Source organism: Streptomyces lothianensis, from assembly GCF_047779955.1.
Classification (GTDB): Bacteria; Actinomycetota; Actinomycetes; order Streptomycetales; family Streptomycetaceae; genus Streptomyces.
Genome location: NZ_JBLMKT010000068.1, coordinates 48,960 through 73,048, shown reverse-complemented (window position 1 = coordinate 73,048; position 24,089 = coordinate 48,960). Strand labels below are relative to the sequence as shown.

Annotated in this window: 22 protein-coding genes; 11 read left to right on the top strand and 11 right to left on the bottom strand. The window is 70.3% G+C overall.

Going from position 1 to position 24,089, the window contains the following annotated elements:
- The first annotated feature begins 39 nt into the window (after nucleotides 1-39).
- The 3 genes from ACLF6P_RS23910 (at nucleotide 40) to pth (ending at nucleotide 2,545) form a co-directional block, all read left to right on the top strand.
- Nucleotides 40-1,017 (top strand): ribose-phosphate diphosphokinase, encoded by a 978-nt coding sequence (locus ACLF6P_RS23910; RefSeq protein WP_415952782.1) that lies wholly within the window; start codon nucleotides 40-42, stop codon nucleotides 1,015-1,017.
- A gap of 226 nt (nucleotides 1,018-1,243) precedes the next feature.
- Nucleotides 1,244-1,831, top strand: coding sequence for a 50S ribosomal protein L25/general stress protein Ctc (locus ACLF6P_RS23905; protein ID WP_415952781.1), 588 nt, complete (start codon nucleotides 1,244-1,246; stop codon nucleotides 1,829-1,831).
- Between the two features lie 117 nt (nucleotides 1,832-1,948).
- Nucleotides 1,949-2,545: an aminoacyl-tRNA hydrolase gene (gene pth, locus ACLF6P_RS23900; protein ID WP_415952779.1), complete on the top strand. Its 597-nt coding sequence runs from the start codon at nucleotides 1,949-1,951 to the stop codon at nucleotides 2,543-2,545.
- 53 nt (nucleotides 2,546-2,598) lie between these two features.
- Here pth and ACLF6P_RS23895 read toward each other — a convergent pair whose 3' ends face one another.
- Nucleotides 2,599-3,090, bottom strand: coding sequence for a hypothetical protein (locus tag ACLF6P_RS23895; protein WP_415952778.1), 492 nt, complete (start codon nucleotides 3,088-3,090; stop codon nucleotides 2,599-2,601).
- 122 nt (nucleotides 3,091-3,212) lie between these two features.
- Complete coding sequence (gene ppc / locus ACLF6P_RS23890; protein WP_415952777.1) at nucleotides 3,213-5,936, bottom strand: phosphoenolpyruvate carboxylase; 2,724 nt, start codon at nucleotides 5,934-5,936, stop codon at nucleotides 3,213-3,215.
- Nucleotides 5,937-6,179: 243 nt separating this feature from the next.
- On the opposite strand from ppc, the gene ACLF6P_RS23885 reads away from it, so the two are divergent.
- On the top strand, nucleotides 6,180-7,166 hold the full coding sequence (locus ACLF6P_RS23885; RefSeq protein WP_415952776.1) for an acyl-CoA desaturase: 987 nt from the start codon (nucleotides 6,180-6,182) through the stop codon (nucleotides 7,164-7,166).
- Nucleotides 7,166-7,843 carry a TetR/AcrR family transcriptional regulator gene (locus ACLF6P_RS23880; RefSeq protein WP_415952799.1) on the top strand — a complete coding sequence of 226 codons (678 nt, stop codon included), beginning with the start codon at nucleotides 7,166-7,168 and terminating at the stop codon, nucleotides 7,841-7,843. Before ACLF6P_RS23885 ends, ACLF6P_RS23880 begins: the two co-directional genes overlap by 1 nt.
- 157 nt (nucleotides 7,844-8,000) lie before the next feature.
- On the opposite strand, the gene ACLF6P_RS23875 is transcribed toward ACLF6P_RS23880, so the two are convergent.
- Both ACLF6P_RS23875 and ACLF6P_RS23870 read right to left on the bottom strand, forming a co-directional pair.
- Nucleotides 8,001-8,357 (bottom strand): VOC family protein, encoded by a 357-nt coding sequence (locus ACLF6P_RS23875; protein ID WP_415952775.1) that lies wholly within the window; start codon nucleotides 8,355-8,357, stop codon nucleotides 8,001-8,003.
- A gap of 5 nt (nucleotides 8,358-8,362) precedes the next feature.
- Nucleotides 8,363-9,196 carry a trans-aconitate 2-methyltransferase gene (locus tag ACLF6P_RS23870; protein ID WP_415952773.1) on the bottom strand — a complete coding sequence of 278 codons (834 nt, stop codon included), beginning with the start codon at nucleotides 9,194-9,196 and terminating at the stop codon, nucleotides 8,363-8,365.
- A 163-nt stretch (nucleotides 9,197-9,359) separates the two neighbouring features.
- On the opposite strand from ACLF6P_RS23870, the gene tamR reads away from it, so the two are divergent.
- Entirely contained in the window at nucleotides 9,360-9,857 is a 498-nt protein-coding gene (gene tamR / locus ACLF6P_RS23865; protein WP_415952771.1) for a MarR family transcriptional regulator TamR, read from the top strand.
- On the opposite strand, the gene ACLF6P_RS23860 is transcribed toward tamR, so the two are convergent.
- Nucleotides 9,816-10,598 (bottom strand): LuxR C-terminal-related transcriptional regulator, encoded by a 783-nt coding sequence (locus ACLF6P_RS23860; protein ID WP_415952770.1) that lies wholly within the window; start codon nucleotides 10,596-10,598, stop codon nucleotides 9,816-9,818. The genes tamR and ACLF6P_RS23860 overlap by 42 nt on opposite strands.
- 483 nt (nucleotides 10,599-11,081) lie before the next feature.
- Here ACLF6P_RS23860 and galT point away from each other — a divergent pair, with 483 nt between their 5' ends.
- Genes galT through galK form a run of 3 tightly spaced genes read left to right on the top strand, consistent with a single transcriptional unit; the run spans nucleotide 11,082 to nucleotide 14,268 of the window.
- Nucleotides 11,082-12,140 carry a galactose-1-phosphate uridylyltransferase gene (galT, locus tag ACLF6P_RS23855; RefSeq protein ID WP_415952768.1) on the top strand — a complete coding sequence of 353 codons (1,059 nt, stop codon included), beginning with the start codon at nucleotides 11,082-11,084 and terminating at the stop codon, nucleotides 12,138-12,140.
- Nucleotides 12,137-13,093 carry a UDP-glucose 4-epimerase GalE gene (galE, locus tag ACLF6P_RS23850; RefSeq protein WP_415952766.1) on the top strand — a complete coding sequence of 319 codons (957 nt, stop codon included), beginning with the start codon at nucleotides 12,137-12,139 and terminating at the stop codon, nucleotides 13,091-13,093. Before galT ends, galE begins: the two co-directional genes overlap by 4 nt.
- Before the next feature lie 20 nt (nucleotides 13,094-13,113).
- A complete protein-coding gene (galK, locus tag ACLF6P_RS23845; protein WP_415952764.1) occupies nucleotides 13,114-14,268 on the top strand; it encodes a galactokinase in 1,155 nt (384 codons plus the stop codon).
- 64 nt (nucleotides 14,269-14,332) lie between these two features.
- Here galK and ACLF6P_RS23840 read toward each other — a convergent pair whose 3' ends face one another.
- A complete protein-coding gene (locus ACLF6P_RS23840; protein WP_415952763.1) occupies nucleotides 14,333-15,247 on the bottom strand; it encodes a hypothetical protein in 915 nt (304 codons plus the stop codon).
- A 35-nt stretch (nucleotides 15,248-15,282) separates the two neighbouring features.
- A complete protein-coding gene (locus tag ACLF6P_RS23835) occupies nucleotides 15,283-15,693 on the bottom strand; it encodes an ATP-binding protein (protein WP_415952761.1) in 411 nt (136 codons plus the stop codon).
- 213 nt (nucleotides 15,694-15,906) lie between these two features.
- Between ACLF6P_RS23835 and ACLF6P_RS23830 the strand changes: the two genes are divergently transcribed.
- On the top strand, nucleotides 15,907-16,758 hold the full coding sequence (locus ACLF6P_RS23830) for a helix-turn-helix domain-containing protein (protein ID WP_415952760.1): 852 nt from the start codon (nucleotides 15,907-15,909) through the stop codon (nucleotides 16,756-16,758).
- 7 nt (nucleotides 16,759-16,765) lie between these two features.
- Nucleotides 16,766-17,146: a DUF397 domain-containing protein gene (locus ACLF6P_RS23825; protein ID WP_415952758.1), complete on the top strand. Its 381-nt coding sequence runs from the start codon at nucleotides 16,766-16,768 to the stop codon at nucleotides 17,144-17,146.
- Here the strand turns inward: ACLF6P_RS23825 and ACLF6P_RS23820 are convergent.
- The 4 genes from ACLF6P_RS23820 to ACLF6P_RS23805 form a co-directional block, all read right to left on the bottom strand.
- Nucleotides 17,115-17,810 (bottom strand): helix-turn-helix transcriptional regulator, encoded by a 696-nt coding sequence (locus ACLF6P_RS23820; RefSeq protein WP_415952757.1) that lies wholly within the window; start codon nucleotides 17,808-17,810, stop codon nucleotides 17,115-17,117. The two genes, ACLF6P_RS23825 and ACLF6P_RS23820, sit on opposite strands and share 32 nt — an antisense overlap.
- A 264-nt stretch (nucleotides 17,811-18,074) precedes the next feature.
- Nucleotides 18,075-19,922: an outer membrane protein assembly factor BamB family protein gene (locus ACLF6P_RS23815; protein WP_415952756.1), complete on the bottom strand. Its 1,848-nt coding sequence runs from the start codon at nucleotides 19,920-19,922 to the stop codon at nucleotides 18,075-18,077.
- A 97-nt stretch (nucleotides 19,923-20,019) separates the two neighbouring features.
- Nucleotides 20,020-21,834, bottom strand: a complete 1,815-nt coding sequence (locus tag ACLF6P_RS23810) for an outer membrane protein assembly factor BamB family protein (protein ID WP_415952754.1) — start codon at nucleotides 21,832-21,834, stop codon at nucleotides 20,020-20,022.
- Between the two features lie 340 nt (nucleotides 21,835-22,174).
- Entirely contained in the window at nucleotides 22,175-23,992 is a 1,818-nt protein-coding gene (locus tag ACLF6P_RS23805) for an ABC-F family ATP-binding cassette domain-containing protein (protein ID WP_415952752.1), read from the bottom strand.
- Nucleotides 23,993-24,089: the final 97 nt, after the last annotated feature.

Sequence of the window (24,089 nt, the reverse complement as noted above, 5' to 3'; positions counted from 1 at the left end):
TTCTGGGCGGCGATCGAACACCTCTGAGGAGACTGTGCTGTGACCGGGTTCAAGACGACCGGCGAGAAGAAGTTGATGCTCTTCTCCGGCCGCGCCCACCCCGAGCTGGCGGAGGAGGTCGCGCACCACCTGGGGGTTGGTCTGGTCCCGACCAAGGCCTTCGACTTCGCGAACGGTGAGATCTATGTCCGCTACGAGGAGTCGGCGCGTGGCGCGGACTGCTTCCTGATCCAGAGCCACACGGCTCCGATCAACAAGTGGATCATGGAGCAGCTGATCATGATCGACGCGCTGAAGCGCGCGTCGGCGCGCTCGATCACGGTGATCGTGCCGTTCTACGGCTATGCCCGTCAGGACAAGAAGCACAAGGGCCGTGAGCCGATTTCGGCCAAGCTGGTCGCGGATCTGATGAAGACGGCGGGTGCGGACCGTGTCGTCTCGGTGGATCTGCACACCGATCAGATCGTGGGCTTCTTCGACGGCCCGGTGGACCACCTGTTCGCGCTGCCGCTACTCGCGGACTACGTGGGTCACAAGGTGGACCGTTCGAAGCTGACGGTGGTCTCGCCGGATGCGGGCCGGGTGCGGGTTGCGGACCGCTGGTGCGACCGGCTGGGCGCGCCGCTGGCAATCGTGCACAAGCGGCGTGACAAGGACGTCGCGAACCAGGTGACGGTGCACGAGGTCGTCGGTGACGTGCGGGGCCGGGTCTGTGTCCTGGTGGACGACATGATCGACACGGGTGGCACGATCTGCGCGGCCGCGGACGCGCTGTTCGCGCACGGCGCGGAGGATGTCATCGTGACGGCGACGCATGGTGTGCTGTCGGGTCCGGCGGCGGACCGGCTGAAGAATTCGAAGGTGAGCGAGTTCGTGTTCACGAACACGCTGCCGACGCCGAACGAGCTGGAGCTGGACAAGATCACGGTGCTTTCGATCGCTCCGACGATCGCGGACGCGGTGAAGGAGATCTTCGAGGACGGTTCGGTGACGAGCCTCTTCGAGGAGCAGCAGTAGCTCCCACCGATAGATCGTTTTGGGCTGCGGCCTCCCTGCCGGGTAGACTGTCGAAGTTGCTCGGCGAGGGAGGCCGTACTCCTTTCCGTGTGGTCCGTGTGGTCCATCCGGGAAGAGTGCCGGCGGTCCGTTATCGACGCGCTCTTCGTAGCAGGCCTGCTGTGTCGGGCCAGTCGTTGTGGCCGGGTGACCGCCACAACTTTTCTCTTTCTACGAGGAGTGCTCCATGTCCGAGGTGAAGCTCGCCGCCGAGATCCGTACCGAGTTCGGCAAGGGTGCGGCCCGTCGCACCCGTCGCGCCGGCAAGGTTCCCGGTGTGCTCTACGGCCACGGTTCCGACCCGGTCCACCTGACCCTTCCGGGCCACGAGCTGCACCTGGCGGTCCGTACGCCGAACGTGCTGCTCGCGATCGACATCGACGGCAAGACCGAGCTGGCCATCCCGAAGTCGGTCACCCGTGACCCGCTGAAGGGCTTCCTGGAGCACGTCGACCTGCTGCTCGTGAAGCGCGGCGAGAAGGTCACGGTCGAGGTTCCGGTGCACACCGAGGGCGAGCTGGCCCCGGGCGGCAACCTGCTCGAGCACGTGCTGAACGCGCTGCCGATCGAGGCCGAGGCCACGCACATCCCCGAGTCGGTCACCGTCTCCGTCGCCGGCCTGGACGCCGGTTCCGCGGTGCACGCCAAGGACATCACGCTGCCGGCCGGTTCGACGCTGGCGATCGACGGGGACGCGGTCGTCCTCCAGGTCCTGGCCGCGCAGGCCGAGGAGGCCCCGGCCGAGGGTGCGGGCGACGAGGCTGCCGAGGCCTGAGCCTCGCGATCTGCTTGACTGACGGGGTGGTGGACCGGTTCGGTCCACCACCCCGTTTCGTCTGGACCATCACCCGTTCCGCTGCGCCGCTCTGGCCGTACGAGGAGACCGAACCGCATGACGACCGATGCCACCGCCCCCTGGCTGATCGCGGGCCTGGGCAATCCGGGTCCCGGCTATGCGGCCAACCGGCACAACGTGGGTTTCATGGTGGTGGATCTGCTGGCGGAGCGCATGGGTGGTGTGTTCAAGCGGCACGGGAAGGCGCAGGCGCAGGTTCTGGAGGGGCGGATCGGTCCCATGGGGCCGGGCAGCCGGCGGGTGGTGCTGGTGAAGCCCATGTCGTACATGAACCTGTCGGGCGGTCCGGTGACGGCGCTGCGGGATTTCTACAAGGTGCCGACGGCGAACATCGTGGCGGTCCATGACGAGCTGGACATCGACTTCGGGGCGCTGCGTCTGAAGCTGGGCGGCGGTGACAACGGGCACAACGGGCTGAAGTCGATGACGAAGGCGATGGGTGCGGACTATCACCGGCTGCGTTTCGGGATCGGGCGTCCGCCGGGGCGGATGCCGGTCGCGGATTTCGTGCTGCGGGATTTTTCGGGGGCCGAGCGCAAGGAGCTCGACTATTTCGTGGACCGGGGCGCCGATGCGGTGGAGGCCCTGGTGACGGAGGGTCTGGAGCGGGCGCAGTCGACGTACAACACGTGAGCCGCGTGGCCGCGTGAGCCGCGCCGCCGCGGTCGGGGGGTTCGGTGGCGGCGTCAGCTGAGCAGGAACGCGGCGAACAGCAGCAGTGCCCCGGCACAGCCGGTGGCCCAGGCGGTACGGGTGAGGCGGAGTCCGCCGCCGATGACGACGGCGGCCATGAGCAGTGCGCCGCCGAGCGGCATCCAGGCCTGGAAGAAACCGGCGCCGCCGGTGCGGACGACCTGGTCGGTGCCGGGTTTGACGACGACGGGCAGTTCGGCGCCTTTCTCGGTGCCGACGGTAGCGTCGATGGTGACCTCGGCGCGGGGTTCGGCGCCGGGTGTCAGGGGGGTGAAGCGGCCTGCGCAGCGGTCTTCGTCGCAGCGGGTGATGGTGAGGTTGCCGCGTTCGCGGCCCTTGGTGAAGAGCACGTGCTGGGCGGTGGACCAGGAGGTCCAGACGCCGACGATGACGAGCAGGACCGCGAGTGCGGCGGTCGCGGTGGTGCGGGCGGCGCCGAGGGCGGCCTGCGTACGGGCGGAGGATGCGGCTCGGGCGACAGGCACAGCGGCGATCCTTGGCCATCGCCCCACGCGCGGTCAACTCTCGACCGGCAAGGCGGACATAAGGCCTGAAACAAAGGTGCCCGTACCGCCACAGGCGGTACGGGCACCCCAAGACAGGCAGATCAGCCGGTGTTGCGCAGGCCCGCGGCCACACCGTTCACGGTGAGGAGGAGGGCGCGGCCGAGCAGTGCGTCGGGTTCCCGGCCTTCGGCGGCCTCGTCGCGCTGGCGCTTGAGGAGGGCGACCTGGAGGTAGGAGATCGGGTCGAGGTAGGCGTCGCGGATGGCGAAGGTCTGCTGGAGCACGGGGTTGCTGTCGAGCAGCTGCTCGCCGCCGGTGATGCGCAGGACCTCGCGCACGGTCAGGTCGTGCTCGGCCTTGATCACGTCGAAGATGTGCTTCAGCTCGTCGGGCACCAGGGTGTCGACGTAGTGCTGGGCGATCCGCAGGTCCGTCTTCGCGAGCGTCATCTCGACGTTGGAGAGGAAGTTGCGGAAGAAGTGCCAGTGCTCGTGCATCTCGTCGAGGACCGTGTCGAGGCCCGCCTCGCGCAGGGCCTTGAGGCCGGAGCCGACGCCGAACCAGCCGGGCACGATCTGCCGTGACTGGGTCCAGCCGAAGACCCAGGGGATGGCGCGCAGGCCGTCCAGGGAGACGCCGGAACCGGGGCGGCGCGACGGCCGCGAGCCCAGGTGCAGGTCGGCGAGCTGGTCGACCGGGGTGGAGGCGAGGAAGTACGCGGGCAGGCCGGGGTCTTCGACGAGCCCCCGGTAGGCGGCGTGCGCGGCCTCGGAGACGGTGTCCATGGCGGCGTCCCAGCGGGCGAGTGCCTCGTCGGACTGGCGCGGCGAGGTGTGCAGGGCGGAGGCCTGCAGGGTGGCGGCGACGGTCAGTTCGAGGTTCTCGCGGGCGAGCGAGGGCACGAGGTACTTGTCGGAGATGACCTCGCCCTGCTCGGTGACCTTGATCTCGCCCTCCAGGGTGCCCCAGGGCTGGGCGAGGATCGCGTCGTGCGAGGGGCCGCCGCCGCGGCCGACGGTGCCGCCGCGGCCGTGGAAGAGGCGCAGCCGTACGCCGTAGCGGTGGGCGACGTCGCGCAGCCGGCGCTGGGCGCGGTGGATCTCCCACTGGCTGGTGGTGATGCCGCCGAACTTGGAGGAGTCGGAGTAGCCGAGCATGACCTCCTGCACGTCGCCGCGCAGGGAGACCAGGCGGCGGTACGAGGGGTCGGCGAGCATCTCGTCGAGGATGACGTCGGCGGCGCGCAGCTCGTCGGTGGTCTCCAGGAGCGGCACGATGCCGATCTTCGCCCAGCCGGCGTGCAGGTCGACGAGTCCGGCCTCGCGGGCGAGGACGGCGGCGGCGAAGACGTCGTCGGCGCCCTGGCACATCGAGATGATGTAGGACTCGACGACCTCGGGGCCGAAGACCTCCAGGGCCCGCTTGACGGTGGAGAAGACGCCGAGGGTCTTCTCGCCGTCCGCGTCGAGCGGGGCGGGGGACGGGGCGAGCGGGCGGCGGGAGCGCAGTTCCTTGGCGAGGAGCTTCTGCCGGTAGTCGCGCGGCATGTCGGCATAGCGCCAGGATTCCTCGCCGAGCCGGTCGAAGAGCTGGCCGAGGGCGTGGTGGTGGGCGTCGGCGTGTTCGCGGACGTCCATGGTGGCGAGCTGGAGGCCGAAGGCGGCGAGGGTGCGGATGATGCGGTCCATGCGGCCGTCGGCGAAGAGGGCGCCGCGGTGTTCGCGCAGGGAGGTCTGCAGGAGGGTGAGGTCCGCGAGGAGTTCGCGGGTGCCGAGGTAGTCGCGGCCGGGCTCGTGCGCGGTGCCGCGGGCGAGGCGTTCGCGGGTGTTGACGAGCTTCTGGCGTACGCAGGTGGCCTTGAGCCGGTAGGGCTCCTCGGAGTTGAGCCGCTTGTAGCGGGGGCTGATCTCCGGGAGGTTCTCCAGGTCGGCCTGCAGGGAGGCGAGGAGTTCCTCGGTGGCTCCGGTGTAGCGGATGGAGTTGGAGAGCAGGCTGCGCAGCTGGTCGACGAGTTCGAGGGCGTCGGTGATGCCGTGCTCGTGCTGCAGGATCAGGACGTCCCAGGTCACGGCGGGGGTGACGTTGGGGTTGCCGTCGCGGTCGCCGCCGATCCAGGTGCCGAAGGTCAGCGGGCGGGTGCCCGGGGGCATGTCGACGCCGATGCGTTCCAGTTCCGCGGTGAGGTCCTCCAGGACGTCGCCGACGGCGCCGGCGTGCAGTTCGTCGAGGTAGTAGATCGCGTTGCGGGCCTCGTCGGCCGGTTCGGGGCGTACGACGCGCAGCTCGTCGGTCTGCCAGACGAGGTCGATGTTCTCGGCCAGGCGCAGGTCGAGACGGCGGCGGTCGGCCTGGTCGCCGGAGGATTCGAGGAGCTCGGCGATGCGGCGGAGCTTGGTGAGGACGGAGCGGCGGGCGGCCTCTGTGGGGTGCGCGGTGAAGACGGGGCGCACGTTGAGGTGCTCGACGGTGCGGCGCAGGTGGGCGCCGTCGGCGTCCTTGAGCAGGTCGGCGGTGCGGGCGAGGGTGGAGCCCTCGACGTCGCGGCGGACGCGCAGCTCGCGGCCTCGGTGCACCTGCTCGGTGACGTTGGCGAGATGGAAGTACGTGGAGAAGGCGCGCACCAGCTTGGCCGCGGTCTCCAGTTCGGTCTCGCCGAGCAGCCGGGCTGCGGCCTCGCCGTCACTGCGGGTGAGGGCGCGGACTTGTTCGACGAGATCGAGGAGCTCGGTGCCCTCCTGGCGTACGAGCGTCTCGCCGAGCAGATCGCCCAGTCGGCGGATGTCGGCGCGCAGCTCGGCGGCGGTCTGGTGGTCGGCACTGCTCACAGGTGCGGCTCCTTGCAGTGAGGGGAAGGCTCATTGCGGACCACGCTGTCCGACGCCACCAGGATAGACATCCGCGGACGATGCCCGATGGATGCCCGATCGAGACCGGTGTTCGTGCCGGGGTTCGCTTGTCCGGGGCCAGGCCGCTGCCATACTTACGTCGCCGTAGGTTACGGGCCCGTAAGTCCGGGAACACGGCGTATGACCGGCCCATTCCGCATCACACATCACAGGGAAACGCCCATGGCCACGAGCTCGGAACTGCTCGACGACAAGACCGAGGATCCGGCAGGCGCCGCCCCGCTGCCTTCGGCGACGCTCGGCGGCGACCGGAAGCGCTCACTCGAACAGGTCGCCCTGCTGCTCTTCATCACGGTCCCGTTCCTCGCGCTGATCGCCGCCGTGCCGCTGGCCTGGGGCTGGGGGGTGAGCTGGCTGGACATCTCTCTGCTCGTCTTCATGTACTACCTGGGCTGTCACGGGGTGACGATCGGATTCCACCGCTACTTCACGCACGGTTCCTTCAAGGCGAAGCGCCCGCTGCGGATCGCGCTCGCGATCGCCGGTTCGATGGCGGTCGAGGGGCCGATCGTGCGCTGGGTGGCCGATCACCGCAAGCACCACAAGTTCTCCGACGCGGAGGGTGACCCGCATTCGCCGTGGCGGTTCGGGGAGAGCGTGCCGGCCCTGATGAAGGGGCTGTGGTGGGCGCACATCGGCTGGATGTTCGACGAGGAGCAGACGCCGCAGGAGAAGTACGCCCCGGACCTGATCAAGGACCCGGCGATCCGCCGCATCTCCCGCGACTTCGTCTGGTGGACGATCCTGTCCCTCGCCGTCCCGCCGCTGGTGGGCGGTCTGGTCACGATGTCGTGGTGGGGTGCGTTCACGGCGTTCTTCTGGGGCTCGCTGGTGCGGGTCGCGCTGCTGCACCACGTCACCTGGTCGATCAACTCGATCTGCCACGCCGTCGGCAAGCGCCCCTTCAAATCCCGTGACCGCTCCGGGAACGTGTGGTGGCTGGCGGTCCTGTCCTGCGGCGAGTCCTGGCACAACCTGCACCACGCCGACCCGACCGCCGCGCGGCACGGTGTGATGCGCGGGCAGCTGGACTCCTCGGCGCGGATCATCCGCTGGTGCGAGCAGCTGGGCTGGGCGTACGACGTGCGCTGGCCGTCCGCCGACCGCGTCGCGTCCCGGCGCAGGCCGACGGCCGCCGACGCGGCATGATGGATGTCGTGGGCGACGAATCAAGCAGTTCAGGCAGCGGCGGCGAAAAGGCCCGGCGGACGCGCAGGACGCGGATGACCGGGGCGGAGCGCCGGCAGCAGCTCCTCGACATCGGGCGGACGCTGTTCGCCGAGAAGGGCTTCGAGGGGACGAGCGTCGAGGAGATCGCCGCGAAGGCCGGGGTGTCCAAGCCGGTCGTGTACGAGCACTTCGGCGGCAAGGAGGGCCTGTACGCGGTGGTGGTCGACCGGGAGATGCAGCGGCTGCTCGACATGGTGACGAGTTCGCTCACGGCCGGGCATCCGCGGGAGCTGTGCGAGCAGGCGGCGTTCGCGCTGCTCGACTACATCGAGGAGTACACGGACGGGTTCCGGGTCCTCGTGCGGGACTCGCCGGTCGCGCAGTCCACGGGGACGTTCGCCTCGCTGATCTCCGATATCGCCACGCAGGTCGAGGACATCCTGGGCATGGAGTTCAAGGCGCGCGGCTTCGATCCGAAGCTCGCGCCGCTGTACTCCCAGGCGCTGGTGGGTTCGGTGGCCCTGACGGGCCAGTGGTGGCTGACGACCCGCAAGCCGAAGAAGGCGGAAGTGGCCGCGCACCTGGTCAACCTGGCCTGGCACGGCCTGGGCAACCTGGAACCGAACCCGCGCCTGATAGGCCACCGCAAGAGCTGATTTCTCCCCGCCCCGCCCTTTCACCGTTTCCCGGGGCTCCGCCCCGGACCCCCCATCCGAGCTCCGCTCGGATCGCCTCAATCGCCGGCGGGGCTGAATTTTCAGGTCCAGGGGGCGCAGGCCCCCGGTTTCGGGAAGGGGCGGGGTGGGGGAAGACTCACTCCTCCAGGAACTCCAAACGGTTGCCGACCGGATCCTCGGCGTAGAAGCGCCGCCGCCCCGGCAGGGCGTCGTCCCAGGTGACCCGCACCCCGTGGGACGCCAGCCGCTCGGCGTACGCGGAGATGTCCCGTACCCGCAGCCCGGGATGCGCCTTCCGCGCGGGCCGGAAGCCGTCCTCGACGCCGAGGTGCAGCTGCACGTCCCCGGCCGAGAACCAGCACCCGCCCCGCGCGGCGAGCACGGGCGGCTTCGGCACCTCCCGCATCCCGAGCACCTCTGCGTAGAACCCCCGCAGCGCGCCCTCGCTCCCGGGCGGAGCAGCGAGCTGTACGTGATCGACGGCGATCAGCATGCCGCTCACCCCACCCGCTTGCGGGCCACCGCGAAGATGCGGCGGAAGGGGAAGACCGTTCCGTGGGGGCCCGGGGGGTAGGCCTTGCGGAGGAGGTCGCGGTATTCGGTGAGGAAGTCGCGGGTCGCGTCCGGGTCGGAGGCGAGTTCCGTGAGGACGGGTCTGAGGGCCGTGCCCTTGACCCAGTCGAGGACCGGGTCCTCGCCGGCGAGGAGCTGGGCGTAGGTCGTCTCCCAGACGTCCACCGCACAGCCGAGGTCGGTCAGCCGGATCAGGTATTCGGCCGGTTCGAGGATGTGCACGAAGCGCCGCCCGTGCTCCCCGAGCCGGTCCCGCCATTTCGGCGATTCGCAGAGTTCGCCGAGCAGCGCGTGGCTGGGCGAGGTGAAGTTGCCGGGGACCTGGAAGGCGAGGGTGCCGCCGGGACGCAGCTGTTCGATCCATGCCGGGAAGGACTCGGGGTGCCCGGGCACCCACTGCAGTGCCGCGTTGGAGACGATCAGGTCGTGGATGCCGTCGGGTCTCCAGTGCGCGGCGTCGCCGTGCCGGAAGTCCAGGGAGCCTCCGCCGCTGGTGGGGCCCGCGTATCTCCGGGCCTTCGCCAGCATCTGGGGCGAGTTGTCGTAGCCGGTGATGTGCGCGGTGGGCCAGCGTTCGGCGAGCTGCGCGGTGACGTTGCCGGGCCCGCAGCCGAGGTCGGCTATGCGCAGCGGCGTGCCCCCGGTGTCCGGGAGATCGGGTATGCGTGCGAGGAGGTCGTGGAAGGGTCGCGTCCGGTGGCCCGAGTGGCGCAGGTACTGCTGGGGGTCCCAGGTTGGTGCGGCTGGTGCACTGTGCATGTTCGAGCTCCCTGCCTGGTACGTGAGGACACAGAGGGGGGACGGTGAGGGTCGCCGTCGCCTGCTGGGCGACCCTGCCCCAAGCGAAGCCGAAATATCTCTCCACGTCAAGATATTTGATATCAAGAGACTTCACATCGAGGAACCCCTTACACTGATCGCCATGGAGGACGAGGTCGACAGGCTGGTCGCGGCATGGCGCCGAGAGCGCCCGGACCTCGACGTGGAACCACTCGAGGTGCTGAGCCGCGTGAGCAGGCTCGCCCGCCACCTCGACCGCGCACGCCGCCTCGCCTTCTCCGAGCACCAGCTCGAACCCTGGGAGTTCGACGTGCTCACCTCACTGCGCCGCGCGGGCGCCCCCTACCAGCTCTCCCCCGGCCAGCTCCTGCAGCAGACCCTCGTCACCTCCGGCACGATGACCAACCGCATCGACCGCCTGGCCAAGAAGGGCCTGGTGGAGCGGCTGCCGGACCCGAGCGACCGGCGCGGCGTCCTCGTCCGTCTGACCCCGGAGGGCCGCGACCGCGCGGACCAGGCGCTCGCGGGTCTCCTCGCCCAGGAGCGGGCGATCCTCGCGGAGCTCTCCCGCGCCCAGCGCGGCGAGCTCGCCGGCCTGCTACGCCAGCTGACCGCCCCGTTCGACAACATCCCCGGCTAGCGGCCGTTCGAGGTCGGCGGGTCCGACCCCGGCCCGCCGCGCCAGCGCGACCGCCGCGAGCGTGGAGTGGACGCCGAGCTTGCCCAGCACGTTCTGCATATGGGTCCGGACGGTGTGCGGGGAGAGAAAGAGGCGCTCGGCGACGGCTTTGCGCCCCAGCCCCGCCACCATGCACCGCAGCACCTCCCGCTCGCGCGGCGTGAGCGATTCGACGAGCCGCTCGCTCTCGGTGCGGTGCTTGCGCGCCGCCGTCAGCTCCCGCAGTACGCCGGTGAGCAGCGCGGGCGGCAGATGGGTCTCGTCCCGCAGGACGCCCCGTATGACCGTCAGGAGTCTGGAGAGCGAGCAGTCCTTGGCGACCCAGCCGCACGCCCCGGCCTGCAGGGCGAGTGCCGCGCGCCGCGGGTCGTCCTTCTCGGCGAGCACCACGGTGCGTACCGCCGGCTGGCTCGAACGGACGCCTGCGACCAGGGAGATGCCGTCCACGAAACCCTCGGCCCCCGGCTCCGCGCCGTCATGCGGCGGCAGCCGGGGGTCCGGCACACCGGAGCCGAGGTCGGCGTCCACGAGCAGCACGTCGAAGCGGCGCCCCTCACCCGCCGCCCGCTCGAGGCCGCGCAGCGCGGCGGGACCGCTGCCGACGGCGGTGACGTCGACATCGGGCTCGGCGGCGAGGGCCGCGGCGAGCGATTCGGCGAAGATGCGGTGGTCGTCGACCACAAGGACCCGGATTCGAACCACGTGAAACCCCCAGGCTCCGTCTTCCGGGGCGATGGCGAGGCGGCGGTCACCGCGGATCCCCGGCCCCCCGCAGGGGCGTTCGGCGCAGGTACGGCGTCCGGAGCGGGCATCACCTCGCACCACGGCCGCCGCCGTGTGGTGACTGCTACCCCGCTCCGGGCGCCGTACCCGACTTCTCGCCCCCTGAGCGAACACCGGCCCCCACCGGTGCTGAGCATCAGCGTACGGACGGGCGCGGGCTTCGGAAGGGTTATTGCAGAACTGGTGGACGCGGGGCGGCCGATGTGGTCCGCATGGTGGGTGCAGGTGCAGGTGCAGGTGCAGGTGCGGGTGCGGGTGCGGGTGCGGGTGCGGGTGCGGGTGCGGCGGAAGTCGACCGGCCGTGCCGGCCGGCATCCCGTCCCGACCCATTGACCATCGTGTTGATTCATGGTTCTTTGTGTTCGGTTCTGTTCGTCGGGGGCGTGATGGGAGCGGTGGCGCGTGAAGAAGACCTCGACCCGGCTCGCCGACGGCCGTGAGCTCATCCACTACGACCTGCGCGACGACGTCGTACGCGAGGCGGCCGACCTGCGCCCGCTCGCGCCCGTCGCCACCACTGCCGAGATCCGCGCGGACCGGCTGCTCGGCGACTTCGTCGCCATCGCCTCGCACCGCAACGACCGCACGTACCATCCGCCCGCCGACGCCTGCCCGCTCTGCCCCTCACGCGGCGGGCGGCTCAGCGAGATCCCCGACTCCTCGTACGACGTCGTGGTCTTCGAGAACCGCTTCCCCTCGCTCGCCGGTGACTCCGGCCGCTGCGAGGTGGTCTGTTTCACCTCCGAGCACGAGGCCTCCTTCGCCGACCTCTCCCCCGCGCAGGCCCGGCTCGTGCTCGACGCCTGGACGGACCGGACCGCCGAGCTCTCGCATCTGCCGTCCGTAGCCCAGGTCTTCTGCTTCGAGAACCGCGGCGCCGAGATCGGCGTGACCCTCGCCCACCCGCACGGGCAGATCTACGGCTATCCGGACATCACCCCGCGCACCGCCCTGATGCTGCGCTCCCTCGGCGCCCACAAGGCGGCGACCGGCCACAACCTCTTCGACGAGCTGCTCACCGAGGAGCTGTCCGAGGGCCGCCGCGTGGTCCTCGAGGGCGAGCACTGGGCGGCCTTCGTCCCGTACGCCGCGCACTGGCCGTACGAGGTGCACCTGTACCCGAGGCGCCGCGTCCCCGATCTGCTCGCGCTCGACGAGCCGGCCCGCGCGGAGTTCCCGCGGATCTATCTGGAACTCCTGCGCCGCTTCGACCGGATCTTCGGCCCGGACCAGCCGCCGACCCCGTATGTCTCGGCCTGGCACCAGGCGCCGTTCACCGCGCTCGGCGGCCACGGCGTGGAGCGCGCGGACTTCGCGCTGCACCTGGAGCTTTTCACGATCCGCCGGATGTCCGGCAAGCTGAAGTTCCTCGCGGGCTCCGAGTCCGGCATGAGCGCGTTCATCAACGACGTACCGCCGGAGACCGCGGCTGAACGACTGCGGGAGGTAGCGAGTACATGAGCGGGAAGTACCTGGTCACCGGTGGTGCCGGTTATGTCGGCAGCGTGGTGGCGCAGCATCTGGTCGAGGCCGGGCACCGGGTGGTGGTGCTCGACAACCTCTCCACGGGCTTCAGGGAAGGGGTGCCCGCGGGCGCCGAGTTCATCGAGGGCGACATCCGCAATGCCGCCAAGTGGCTGGATTCCTCCTACGACGGCGTACTGCACTTCGCCGCGTTCTCGCAGGTCGGCGAGTCGGTGGTGCGGCCGGAGAAGTACTGGGAGAACAACGTCGGCGGCAGCATGGCGCTGATCGCGGCGATGCGTACGGCCGGGGTGCGCAAGCTGGTGTTCTCGTCCACGGCCGCCACGTACGGCGAACCGCGCGAGGTCCCGATCGCGGAGAGCGCACCGACCTCACCGACCAACCCCTACGGTGCCTCGAAGCTCGCCGTCGACCACATGATCACCGGCGAGTGCGCGGCACACGGCCTGGCCGCGGTGTCGCTGCGGTACTTCAACGTGGCGGGCGCGTACGGGAGCTGCGGCGAGCGGCACGACCCCGAGTCGCACCTCATCCCGCTGGTCCTCCAGGTCGCCCAGGGCAGGCGCGAGGCGATCTCCGTCTTCGGGGACGACTATCCGACGCCGGACGGTACCTGTGTACGCGACTACATCCATGTCGCCGACCTCGCCGAGGCGCACCTCCTCGCGCTCGACGCGGCCACCTCCGGCGAGCATCTGATCTGCAACCTCGGCAACGGCAACGGCTTCTCGGTCCGCGAGGTCATCGACACCGTCCGCGAGGTCACCGGCCATCCGGTCCCCGAGGTCGTGGCCCCGCGCCGCGGCGGCGACCCCGCCGTCCTCGTCGCCGCCGCCGACACCGCCCGCGAGCGGCTCGGCTGGCAGCCGTCCCGCGCGGACCTCGCGGGGATCGTCGCGGACGCGTGGGCGTTCGCGCAGTCCAGGTAATCGTGAGTGGGGGCGGGGCAGTGCGACGCGACGCCGTGAGATCGGTCCTCGACGGGTTCGGGCGGCTGTACGGGTACGAGCCGGCGGGCATCTGGCAGGCGCCGGGGCGGGTCAACCTGATCGGTGAACACACCGACTACAACGACGGCTTCGTGCTGCCCTTCGCCCTCCCCCACACCACGCTCGCCGCCTTCGGCCGCCGCGCGGACACCTCCGTACGGGCCCACTCGGCCGATCTGCCGGGCGCACCGGTCCTGGTGCACGAGCCCGCCCCCGGGGCCTCGGACGGCTGGGCCGACTACGTGGCCGGGGTGGTGTGGGCGCTGCGCGCGGCGGGCCACGCGGTGGGCGGCGTCGACGTGCACCTGGCGTCCTCCGTACCCACCGGCGCGGGCCTCTCCTCCTCCGCGGCCCTCGAAGTCGTCGTCGCGCTCGCCCTGAACGACCTCTTCGGACTCGGCCTGGAACGCGCCGAGCTGGCGCTCCTGTGCCGCCGCGCGGAGAACGACTACGTGGGCGCGCCCACCGGCATCATGGACCAGACCGCCTCGGCCTGCTGCACCGCGGGCCACGCCCTGTTCCTCGACAGCCGCGACCTCACCCACCGCCAGGTGCCCTTCGACCTGACCGCCCAGGGCCTGCATCTTCTCGTCATGGACACCCGGGTCAAGCACGCGCACAGCGAGGGCGCCTACGGCAAGCGGCGCGCGGGCTGTGAGCGGGCGGCGGCCGAACTGGGTGTACCCGCCCTGCGTGACGTGCCCCTCGACGGCCTGCCCACGGCACTCGCCGGTCTTTCCTCCGCCGACCTCCGCGCCCTGACCCGCCACGTCGTCACGGAGAACCACCGCGTGCAGCGCGTGATCTCGCTCCTCGACGCCGGTGACGTACGGGGCATCGGCCCGCTCCTGACCGAGGGCCACACCTCGCTGCGCGACGACTTCCGCGTCTCGTGCCCCGAACTGGACCTCGTGGTCGACGCGGCCGTCGCCGCCGGGGCGCTGGGCGCCCGGATGACGGGCGGCGGCTTCGGCGGCTCGGCGATCGTCCTGGCCGAGGACGCGTCCGTGGACCGGATCACGAAGTCGGTGGCGGAGGCGTTCGCGTCACACGGCCTCACCGAACCGCGGATGTTCACGGCGGTGGCATCGGCGGGGGCACGGCGGGCGAACTGAGCATCAGGCGTCTCGGGGCTCGGCCGAACTCACCGGGCCCCGGAAGGTGTTCAGCGCTCGGCTGTCAGTCGGGATGAGGGACGAAGAGGTCGGCAGCGTCCGTCACATGGAAAGCCCGGTCCGACCACTCCGCGAGCTGCTCGGCATCCGTGCAGCCGAGCACCCTCGCCCGCACGGCCTCGGAAACGACCAGTCCACGGATCTCAAGCACGCGCAGGGTCATCTCGGCCCGCACCTCGTTACGGCCCTCGCTCCGGCCTTCCTCTCGGCCTTCCTCTCGGCCTTCCTCTCGGAACTTCTCCGCCACAGGATTCCGGAAGAAGTAGCTCACTTCCGCCATCATGTCCCTCCAGATTTTCCTCGCCTGGGGATTGACCAGGCCCGTTTCCACGAACTGCGCGAACAGACTCGCGCTGTCGTCATCGATGGTCTCCAACGCGGCAGCGAGGGGTTCCAGTATCGCAGCGGCGTCACTCCCGCGGCCATGGACAATCGCCGAGAAGGCAGCAAGTGACGGATCCTCGGCGGCCTGCCGGGCGTCGGTGATCCTCGGTACGTTGTCCGGACCGAGCACCAGTGGTCTGACCGTCAACGACGGCCACTGTTTGAGCCCGATCCTGATGGGCCGTGCGGCCCATCTGGCCGTTGAACGGCTCTGGGTGAGCACGATCAGGACGGGCTCGATGCCGTACTTCGCGTACAGATACGCCAGGTAGTACGCCCAGCTGCCGCGCTTGGAGTCATCGCGCCTGCCCTGCGCCTCGTAGGCGAACAGGTAGTTGCCCTCGTCCGTGTCCACCCGCATCAGGGTGTCCACGCGGCGCTCCACGGGAGTCGCCTCGGTGAGGTCCGTGTTGAGGACCGCGATGTCGCGGGCCTCGGGAAACGGCACGTGGAGCAGGCGCTGGAAGTTGCGCACCATCATCGCCGTTTCCTTGCGGAAGAAGTGGTGCATCGTCTCGTGCGGTGAGCTGACCACTGATCCCCCCTTTCGTCGTTCATCGGGTAAACGGATCAAGCGGCAGCGAGGTCACACCACACGTATTCGCCGCGCTCGCGGTCGCGCCCCCGGTCGGCGAGCGGGTACCAGCCCCAGCCGTCCGCGCACGAGCGCACGAGGTCGAGTCCGCGGCCCTGTTCCGCCTCCGGGTGCGGTGGTTGCGGCGGTGCGGGAGGGGCCGGGTCCGCGTCCCAGACGCCGATCCGCAGCATCCCCGGTGCCCAGCGGAGCCGCAGCGCGGCCGGGCCTTTCGTATGGCGTACGGCATTGGTGACCAGCTCGGCCGCAAGGAGTTCGGCGATCTCGGTGAGTTCGTCGGGCCCGTGCAGGGCGAGGACGAGCCGTAAGGTGCGGCGACAGATCGTCACCGCGCGCGGGTCGTTGGGGATGTAGACGGTGTACTCCCAGGGTGCGGTTTCAGGCATGCGTGAGCCCTTCTCGGTGGTGTGGGTGGATGCACCGGCGGGCGGGGCGGTGGCAGTGTCGGCATCGTCATGGCATGACGGGCCAATGCGCTTCCGCTGCGCAAGCAGTACATCACTGAAAGTAGGGGACAACTTTGGGACCGCGCAACCGGTTGCCGTAATCTGGCACCCGAACGGGGCGCTCCCGTACGGTTGTTGAAGTCCGGAGGGCAGATGGCGAAGAGGCGACAGCCCACAGCCCGGCAGGCGCGGCTGGGTGCCGAGCTGCGCAAATTGCGGGAGGCGGCTGGCCTCAAAGCGCGGGAGGCGGCCGCGCTGCTCGGCACCGACTCGGCCCAGATGAGCCAGATAGAGTCCGGGATCTCAGGAGTGAGCGAAGAGCGGATCCGCCGCCTCGCCGCCCATTACGACTGCATGGACCGCCAGTTGGTCGACGGTCTGGTGGCGATGACGCTCGACAGAACGCAAGGTTGGTGGGAGGAGTACCGGGGCTTGCTGCCCGCAGTGTTCCTGGACCTCTCGGAGCTGGACCACCACGCCACCTTCCGGTGGGACGTCGAGTTTCTCCATGTGCCCGGATCACTCCAGACCGAGGAGTACGCGCGTGCGGTCCTTGGCTCCCGGGTGCCCGAACTCACGGCCACCGAGGTCGATTTGCGCGTGCGTCATCGCTTGGCGCGCCAAGACGTGTTGGGCGGACCCGACTCCGCCCCGTACGTGGCCGTGATCCACGAAGGCGCCCTGCGGATCCGCGTCTCGGGCCGCGCGGCGCAGCGGGCTCAGCTCCACCACATCCTGGAGGCGGCGGAGAGGCATCACGTGACCGTACGCGTCATCCCGTTCGACCTGGACGGATTCGCGGGAGCCGACAGCTCGATGTTGTACGTGGGAGGCGCCACACGCCGCCTCGACACCGTCGTGCGCGACGGACCGCAAGGCAGCATGTTCGTCGACTCCGAAGCTCAACTCGGCGCATTTCGAACACGCTTCCATAGAATGGTCGACGTATCGCTCGACCCCGAACAGTCGCGTGACTTCATCCACGGGCTGGCCAAGGAGCTGTGAAGCACGCATGGACCACGGCGTCGCATGGCAGAAATCGTCCTACTCAGGCAGTGGCGACGGGAACAACTGCGTCGAACTGGCGGCTGCCTCAGATGACCGCATCCGCCTCCGCGAGGGCGACGACCCCAGCGTCGAACTCACCACCGACGCAGCGGCGCTGGCTCAGTTCTTCGCGGCGCTCAGGGGCCGGTCGCACGACATCGGCCCCGGGGTCCCCCGGATCGCCGTGGTCCACGGGGACGACAACCTCGTGCGCCTGCACACCACCTCCGCCCCGGGCACCGTCGTGACCACGACCCGCCACAAGTGGGAGGTGTTCGTGCGCGGCGTCCGGGCGGGCGAGTTCGATCATTTCCTCAAGGAGGGGGCGCGTCCGCAGGAGGCGTGAGCGGGCCCGCGTGGTCCAGCAAACCCGTGCGGGCCGCCAATGCGGCCGCTTCGAGGCGGGAGCCGACGTCCAGTTTCATCAGGACGCGTTGGACGTGAGTGCGGGCCGTGGAGGGGGCGATGCCCATGCCCGCGGCGATCAGGCGGGTGTCCTCGCCGTCGGCGATGCGGAGGAGGACCTCGACCTCGCGCGGGGTGAGCATCCGCAGGAGGCGGCGGCCCTCGTCGTCGGGCTGGGCGGCCGGGTTGAGGAGTTCCGAGAAGGCGCCCTGGAGGAGCTGGGGCGCCACGGCGGCCTCGCCGGAGCGGGCCTTGACGATGGCCCGTTCGACGCCTTCGATGCGCTCGTCGTGGCGGACGTAGCCGGAGGCGCCGGCGGCGAACGCGGCCGCTATGCCGCGCGGGGAGGGCACCGGGCCGAGGACCACGACGGCCACCTGCGGGCGCTCCCGTTTGATCCGCACGACCGGGTCGAAGACACCCGGTTCGGCCGGGGTCGAGGTGCCGAGCAGACAGACCTCGGGAGCCCGCTGGACCACGAGTTCCGCCGCGCCCGCGGCCGGTGCGGCGGCGGCGAGCACCCGGTGTCCGCGCAGTTTGAGTGCCGAGGCGAGTGCCTCGGCCAGCAGGCGGTGATCGTCGACCACCATCAGCCGCACACCCATCGAGCCTCCCCCATTCCCCCATGTGGACCTGCCCGTACATCCGTGCACCGGAGCCCCCCAGCCCCTCGTCTCCCGGAAGCTACACGGTTGTTCGACAATGCGCGCCCCCTACTGCACAGAAGCACTCCACCGGGGCGAATCGGATGCCTCGTAGGTGTAACAGCGATGCCTTGCAGGCGTGGATGCGGAACGGCCCTGTCCCTTGCGGGGACAGGGCCGTTCCGGTGGCCGGGCGCGCGGGGCAGACCCGCGCGCCCGGCGGGGCTACTTCACGCCCAGTGCGACGATCAGGTAGTCCTTGCGGGTCGTCGAGCGGGACCTGCTGGCGTAGACGTCCGCGATGAACAGACGCCCGTTTCCGTAGAGGTACTCGGCGTGCAAGGTGGAGAAGCTGGTCTCCGCATCGCGTACGGATTCGTCGGCGGGGTTCTCCAGGAACACCGTCTGCTTGAAGCTCTTGCCGTCGATGCTGACGACCTGGCCGCCCTTGTCGTAGGGCGGGTGCTTGTAGGCGATGATGTTCTCGCCGTCCATGCGCAGCGGGAAGATCGAGTAGCGGTCGCCCGCGTCGGCCTTCTGGCCGGTCGGCTTACCGGTCGTCAGGTCGTAGGCGATGATCTCGTTGGTGCGGGAGGACTTGCTGCCGCCCTCGTGCTCGCGGGTCGCGAGGTAGAGCCGGTCGTTGCCGACCGCCATCTGGCGGCAGGGCTCGACGTTGGTGGCATCGCAGCGGCTCATGATCTCCGAGGGGTCCACGGCGACCTTGCTGCGCAGCTTGCCGGTCTTGGCGTCGATCGCGAAGTAGTCCGTCGGGCCCTTGTGCTGGTCGGTCGAGTCGACGGCGACGACGAGCGGGTCGGTGGACGGGATGTGCGCCCACTGGATGCCGCTGGGCAGGGTGTACGAGGAGATCGGCTTGCCGTTGTCGTCGAGCGGCTGCACCTTGCGGGGCGCCTCGCGGAAGTCGGTGCCGCAGCGGGTGATGGCGACGAGGATCTTGCCGCCGCCGTAGCCCTGGTCCTTGCACTTGTCGCCGGCGCGCGGCTCCCACTTGAGGCCGCCGGTCTTGATGTCCCAGGCGGCGCCGCCGCTGGTGCCGCCCGCGGCGACCAGGTTGCCGCCGACGGTGACCTGGCTGAAGCGCAGTTCCTCGTCGACGGGCTTGGCGTTCTCCTGCCAGAGCTTCCTGCCGTTGTCGACGTCGATCGCGACGATCTCGGTGCAGCTCGGGTACTTGTCCTTCGCGCTGGGCTTGCCGCTCTTGGCGAGCACGGCGGTGATGCCGTCGGGGCTGATGTGCTCGGAGGCCGCGCAGATCTCGCCGTCGAGCGGGATCGTCCACAGCTTCTTGCCGGTGTCGGGCTGGTAGCCGCTGACCTCGTACATGCCGGACTTGGCGTAGGTCTTCTCGGTCAGCCAGGAGCCCTTGACGGTGACGGAACTGTCGCCCTTCACCTCGGGCGAGGGCACGTTGAAGAGGGCCTGGCTCTGGCCGGCCGGCTTCTTCTCCTTGCCGACGCCGGCGCCGCCCTGGGGGCCGTCCTCGCCGTCGCCGCCCTTCGTGCCGCCGTCGGTCTGGCCTTGCTTGGACTCGTCCTTCTTGCCGCCCTCGCCGTCGTCCTGGGCGGCGATGAAGATGCCGCCGCCGATGATCAGGGCGATGGCCACCACGGCGGCGATGATGATCATCGCCTGGGCGCTGATCTTCTTGCGGCCTCCGCTGCCACCACCGCCGGGCATGCCGCCCATCGGGACCGTGCCCGGCTGCTGGTAACCGCCGTAGGGCTGCTGCGGGGCACCGTACGGCTGCTGGCCGGGCTGCTGCCCGTAGCCGACCTGCTGGCCGGGGGCGGGCGTCGGGTAGACCTGGCCGGGGGGCTGCTGCTGCGGGTAGCCGTAGCCGGGCCGGCCCGGGGGCGGACTCGACGGAGGTCCGGCCGGGGGCGGCGGCGTCGCGGGTGCGCCCGCCGGGGGCTGCGGGGTGGCGGGCTGGCCCGCTGCGGGGGTCTGCGGGTAGCCGTAACCGGGCTCCTGCGGGGCGCCGAAACCACCCGGGGGCGGATCCTGGGGTGCACCGAAGCCTTCGTTGGGCGGCTGGGGCGGCTGTGACATGGGTTTCAACCTCAAGCGATACGGAAGTCGGGGACTGTACGGAACCCGGCCGTCGGTTCGGACGGCCGGGTTCCGTGATGCGGCGGCACCGGCGGCGTCACTTACCGAAGGACAGCATGCGGGCCTGCTCTTCGTCGTCCTTGCCGAGCAGGCGCGAAGGGGTCATGAAGAACCGGCCGTCGGCGTAGGCCATCGGCCCGCTGAACATGGAGCGTTCCACGCGCATCGCGCCGCTGGAGTGCTTCTGCAGCACGACCGGTGCTCCGCCCTTGGGGCCGAACTTCACGATCTGGCCGCCCTGGTCGAAGGTGGGGTCGACGTACGCGATGACGTCCGTGCCCTCCGTCCTCAGGGGCAGGAGCTGGCGGTCGGCCACCTTGGAGCGCCACTTGGCCTTGCCGGTGTCGAGGTCGAAGGCGACGAGTTCGTTGACGCGGTTGTAGTCGCCGGACTTCTTCGCCTCGGTCGCCATGTAGAAGGTGTCACCGCCGGCGACCATGCCGTCGCAGCTCTGCGAGTTCTCCCGGCCGATGCCGAGGCCGGCGCACTGCTGGCGGAAGCTGTCCTTGCCGCCGTCGATCTGCGAGCGGAGCTTGCCGGAGTCGGTGAAGGCGGCGATGGCCCAGGACTTCTCCTCGCGGTTCACCAGCGAGACGACGATCGGCGACTCGGAGAAGACGCGCTTGACGCTCCAGCCCTTCTTGAAGGCGTAGCGCCACTTCACCTTGCCGGTCTTCGGGTCGTACTCCTTGAGCTGCTCGTGCTCGTTGGGCTTGCTCGCCGCGCAGGAGTCGGCGCCGAGCAGCCGCTCGCCGCCGGCGAACGAGGACGGGAAGCAGTTGCCCTCGTCCTCCTTCTTGGCCTCCCAGATCTGCTTGCCGTCGCTGACGCGGTAGGCGACGCCGGACAGGGAGCGTCCGGCGAGCAGGGTGTCACCGGAGATCACCAGGTCGAGGGTGATCGTGCCGTCGAAGGCGCCGCCCTCACCGACCTGCTTGGTCCAGCCCTTCTTGCCGGTGGCGAGGTCGATCATCATCAGCTGCGAGCACTTGGCCCGGTCGCTCTCGCCCGACTTGTGCGCGATGACGACCTTGCCGTCGGGGGTGGTGTGCTTCGGGGTGTCGCAGATGTCGAAGGGGACGTCGATCTTCCACGCCTCGGAGCCGTCCTTCACCGAGTACGCGACGACCTCGCGGTACGTGGCCTGGACGACGACATCGCCCTGGACCCAGAGGTCGAACATCTTGGAGCCGTTGCCCGGCAGGTCGGTCTGGTTCATCACGAGCCAGGCCGGGACCTCGCCCGCCTTGATGCCCTCGTTGATGGAACCGTCCTGCTTGCCGGTGCCCTTGCCGTCGCCGTCGTCCACGGACGGGGACGGGGAGGGGTCGGGGTCCTTCTTCCCGGTCGCGGTGGGCTTGGCGGCCTCTTCCTCCTTCTTCCCGTCATCGCCGCCGACCGCGAGGTAGACGCCGCCGCCGATGACGAGGAGCCCGGCCACGGCCGCCGCCACGATCGCGCCGGTCCTCCCCTTGAAGAACCGTCCGAAGCCGCCGCCCTGACCGCCGGGGCCGCCCGGGCCGCCGGGTGCGGGCGCGCCGGGGTACTGGGCCTGCTGCGGGTATCCGTAGCCGGGCTGCTGCTGGTACGGGCCCGGCGGCTGGGTGTAGGGGCCGGGCTGGTTGTACGGGCCTGCGGGCTGCGTGTAGGGGCCGGGCTGCTGAGGGCCGGGCTGCTGGGTGCCCTGATCCTGCGGGTAGCCGTAGCCGGGCTGCGGGGCGGGCGCCTGGGGCGGGCCCGGCGGCTGGGCGGGGGGCGGCGGCGGGGTGCCGGGCTGCTGCGGCTGCTCCGGTCCCCCGAATCCCCCCGGGGGCGTCGACGGTGGTCCTGGCGGCTGGGGCGGCTGACTCATCGTTCGGACTACCTCATCACGCGGGACCCGCTGCCCGACCGGCCTCCCCCGCAATTCCGTTGGCTTCAAGGCCGGACCGACCTGGCTGAAATCCCCCCGGAAAGGAGCGAATCGGGCATGGTTCCCGCAACTCTGCTTCACTTCGGCGGGAGTTCTTTCTATCACCCGGCAAGCATGCGCAGCGGGCCGGTCGCAGCCCTGTTCCGAAGGGCGGACCGGCCCGTGATAAGCCCGTTACGACCCCGGAGGGCGCGGTCGCCACGGCTCCGGAGGGTGCGCTCGCCACGGCCCAGGAGGGCGTGGGCAATCCGGATGATCCACGCGCCTTCCCGTACGCCTCCTACGCGTCCTCGGCCAGCTCCAGCCACCGCATCTCCAACTCCTCGCGCTCCCCGGCAAGTTCCCGCAGCCGGGTGTCGAGCTCGGCGACCTTGCCGAAGTCGGTGGCGTTCTCGGCGATCTGAGCGTGCAGCTTTGTCTCGTTCTCGGAGATCTTGTCCAACTGTCGCTCGATCTTCTGCAGTTCCTTCTTGGCCGCACGCTGCTCGGCGGCCGACTTCCCGGGCGCGGGCTCGGCGGGTGCGGCGGGCGCCGCCGCCGCGGTGGCGGCGGCGGCCTTCGCGAGCACCTGCTCCCTGCGCTCCAGGTACTCGTCGAGCCCGCGCGGCAGCATCCGCAGGGTGGCGTCGCCGAGCAGCGCGTACACCTTGTCGGTGGTGCGCTCGATGAAGAACCGGTCGTGGGAGATCACGATCATCGAGCCCGGCCAGCCGTCGAGGAGGTCCTCGAGCTGGGTGAGGGTCTCGATGTCGAGGTCGTTCGTCGGCTCGTCGAGGAAGAGGACGTTGGGCTCGTCCATGAGGAGCCGCAGGATCTGCAGCCTGCGCCGCTCACCGCCGGAGAGGTCGCCCACCGGGGTCCACTGCTTCTCCTTCCCGAAGCCGAAGCGCTCGCACAGCTGCCCGGCGGTCATCTCGCGGCCCTTGCCGAGGTCGACCCGGTCGCGTACCTGCTGCACGGCCTGCAGCACCCGCGTCTGCGGGTCGAGCTCGCCGACCTCCTGCGAGAGATACGCGAGCTTCACCGTCTTGCCGACGACGATCCGCCCGGCGGCGGGCTGCTGCTCGCCCTCGCTGCGGGCCGCCTCGGCGAGCGCGCGCAGGAGCGAGGTCTTGCCCGCGCCGTTGACGCCCACGAGGCCGATGCGGTCGCCCGGGCCGAGCTGCCAGGTCAGATGCTTGAGCAGCAGCTTGTCGCCGGCCTGTACGGAGACGTCCTCGACGTCGAAGACCGTCTTGCCGAGCCGGGCGCTCGCGAACTTCATCAGCTCGCTCGTGTCGCGCGGCGGCGGTACGTCGGCGATCAGCTCGTTGGCCGCCTCGATGCGGTAGCGCGGCTTGGAGGTACGGGCCGGGGCGCCGCGGCGCAGCCAGGCGAGCTCCTTGCGCATCAGGTTCTGCCGCTTCGCCTCCTCGGTCGCGGCGATCCGCTCCCGTTCGGCGCGCGCGAAGACGTAGTCGCTGTAGCCGCCCTCGTACTCGTAGACATCGCCGCGCTGCACGTCCCACATGCGGGTGCAGACCTGGTCGAGGAACCAGCGGTCGTGGGTCACGCACACCAGCGCGGACCGGCGCTCGCGCAGATGCTTCGCGAGCCAGGCGATGCCCTCGACGTCGAGGTGGTTGGTCGGCTCGTCGAGGACGATCAGGTCCTGCTCGGCGATCAGGAGCTTGGCGAGCGCGATCCTGCGCCTCTCGCCGCCGGACAGCGGGCCGATCACGGTGTCCAGGCCCTGCGGGAAGCCGGGCAGGTCGAGGCCGCCGAAGAGGCCCTGCAGCACATCGCGGATCCGGGCGCTGCCCGCCCACTCGTGATCGGCCATGTCGCCGATCACCTCGTGCCGTACGGTCGCCGCCGGGTCGAGGGAGTCGTGCTGGGTGAGGACGCCGAGCCGCAGCCCGCCGCTGTGGGTGACGCGGCCGGTGTCGGCCTCCTCAAGGCGGGCGAGCATCCGGATCAGGGTGGTCTTGCCGTCGCCGTTGCGCCCCACGACCCCGATCCGGTCACCCTCCGAGACGCCGAGCGAGACTCCGTCGAGCAGGGCACGGGTGCCGTACACCTTGCTCACGGACTCGACATTGACGAGGTTGACGGCCATTTCGCTCCTGTACGCGGGGGTGGGTCGACCTTGGGGTCGGCCTACCAGCGTAGTCGGCCGCCGTGGCGGGCCGTGGCGGTGATCCCCGGCCGCCCGG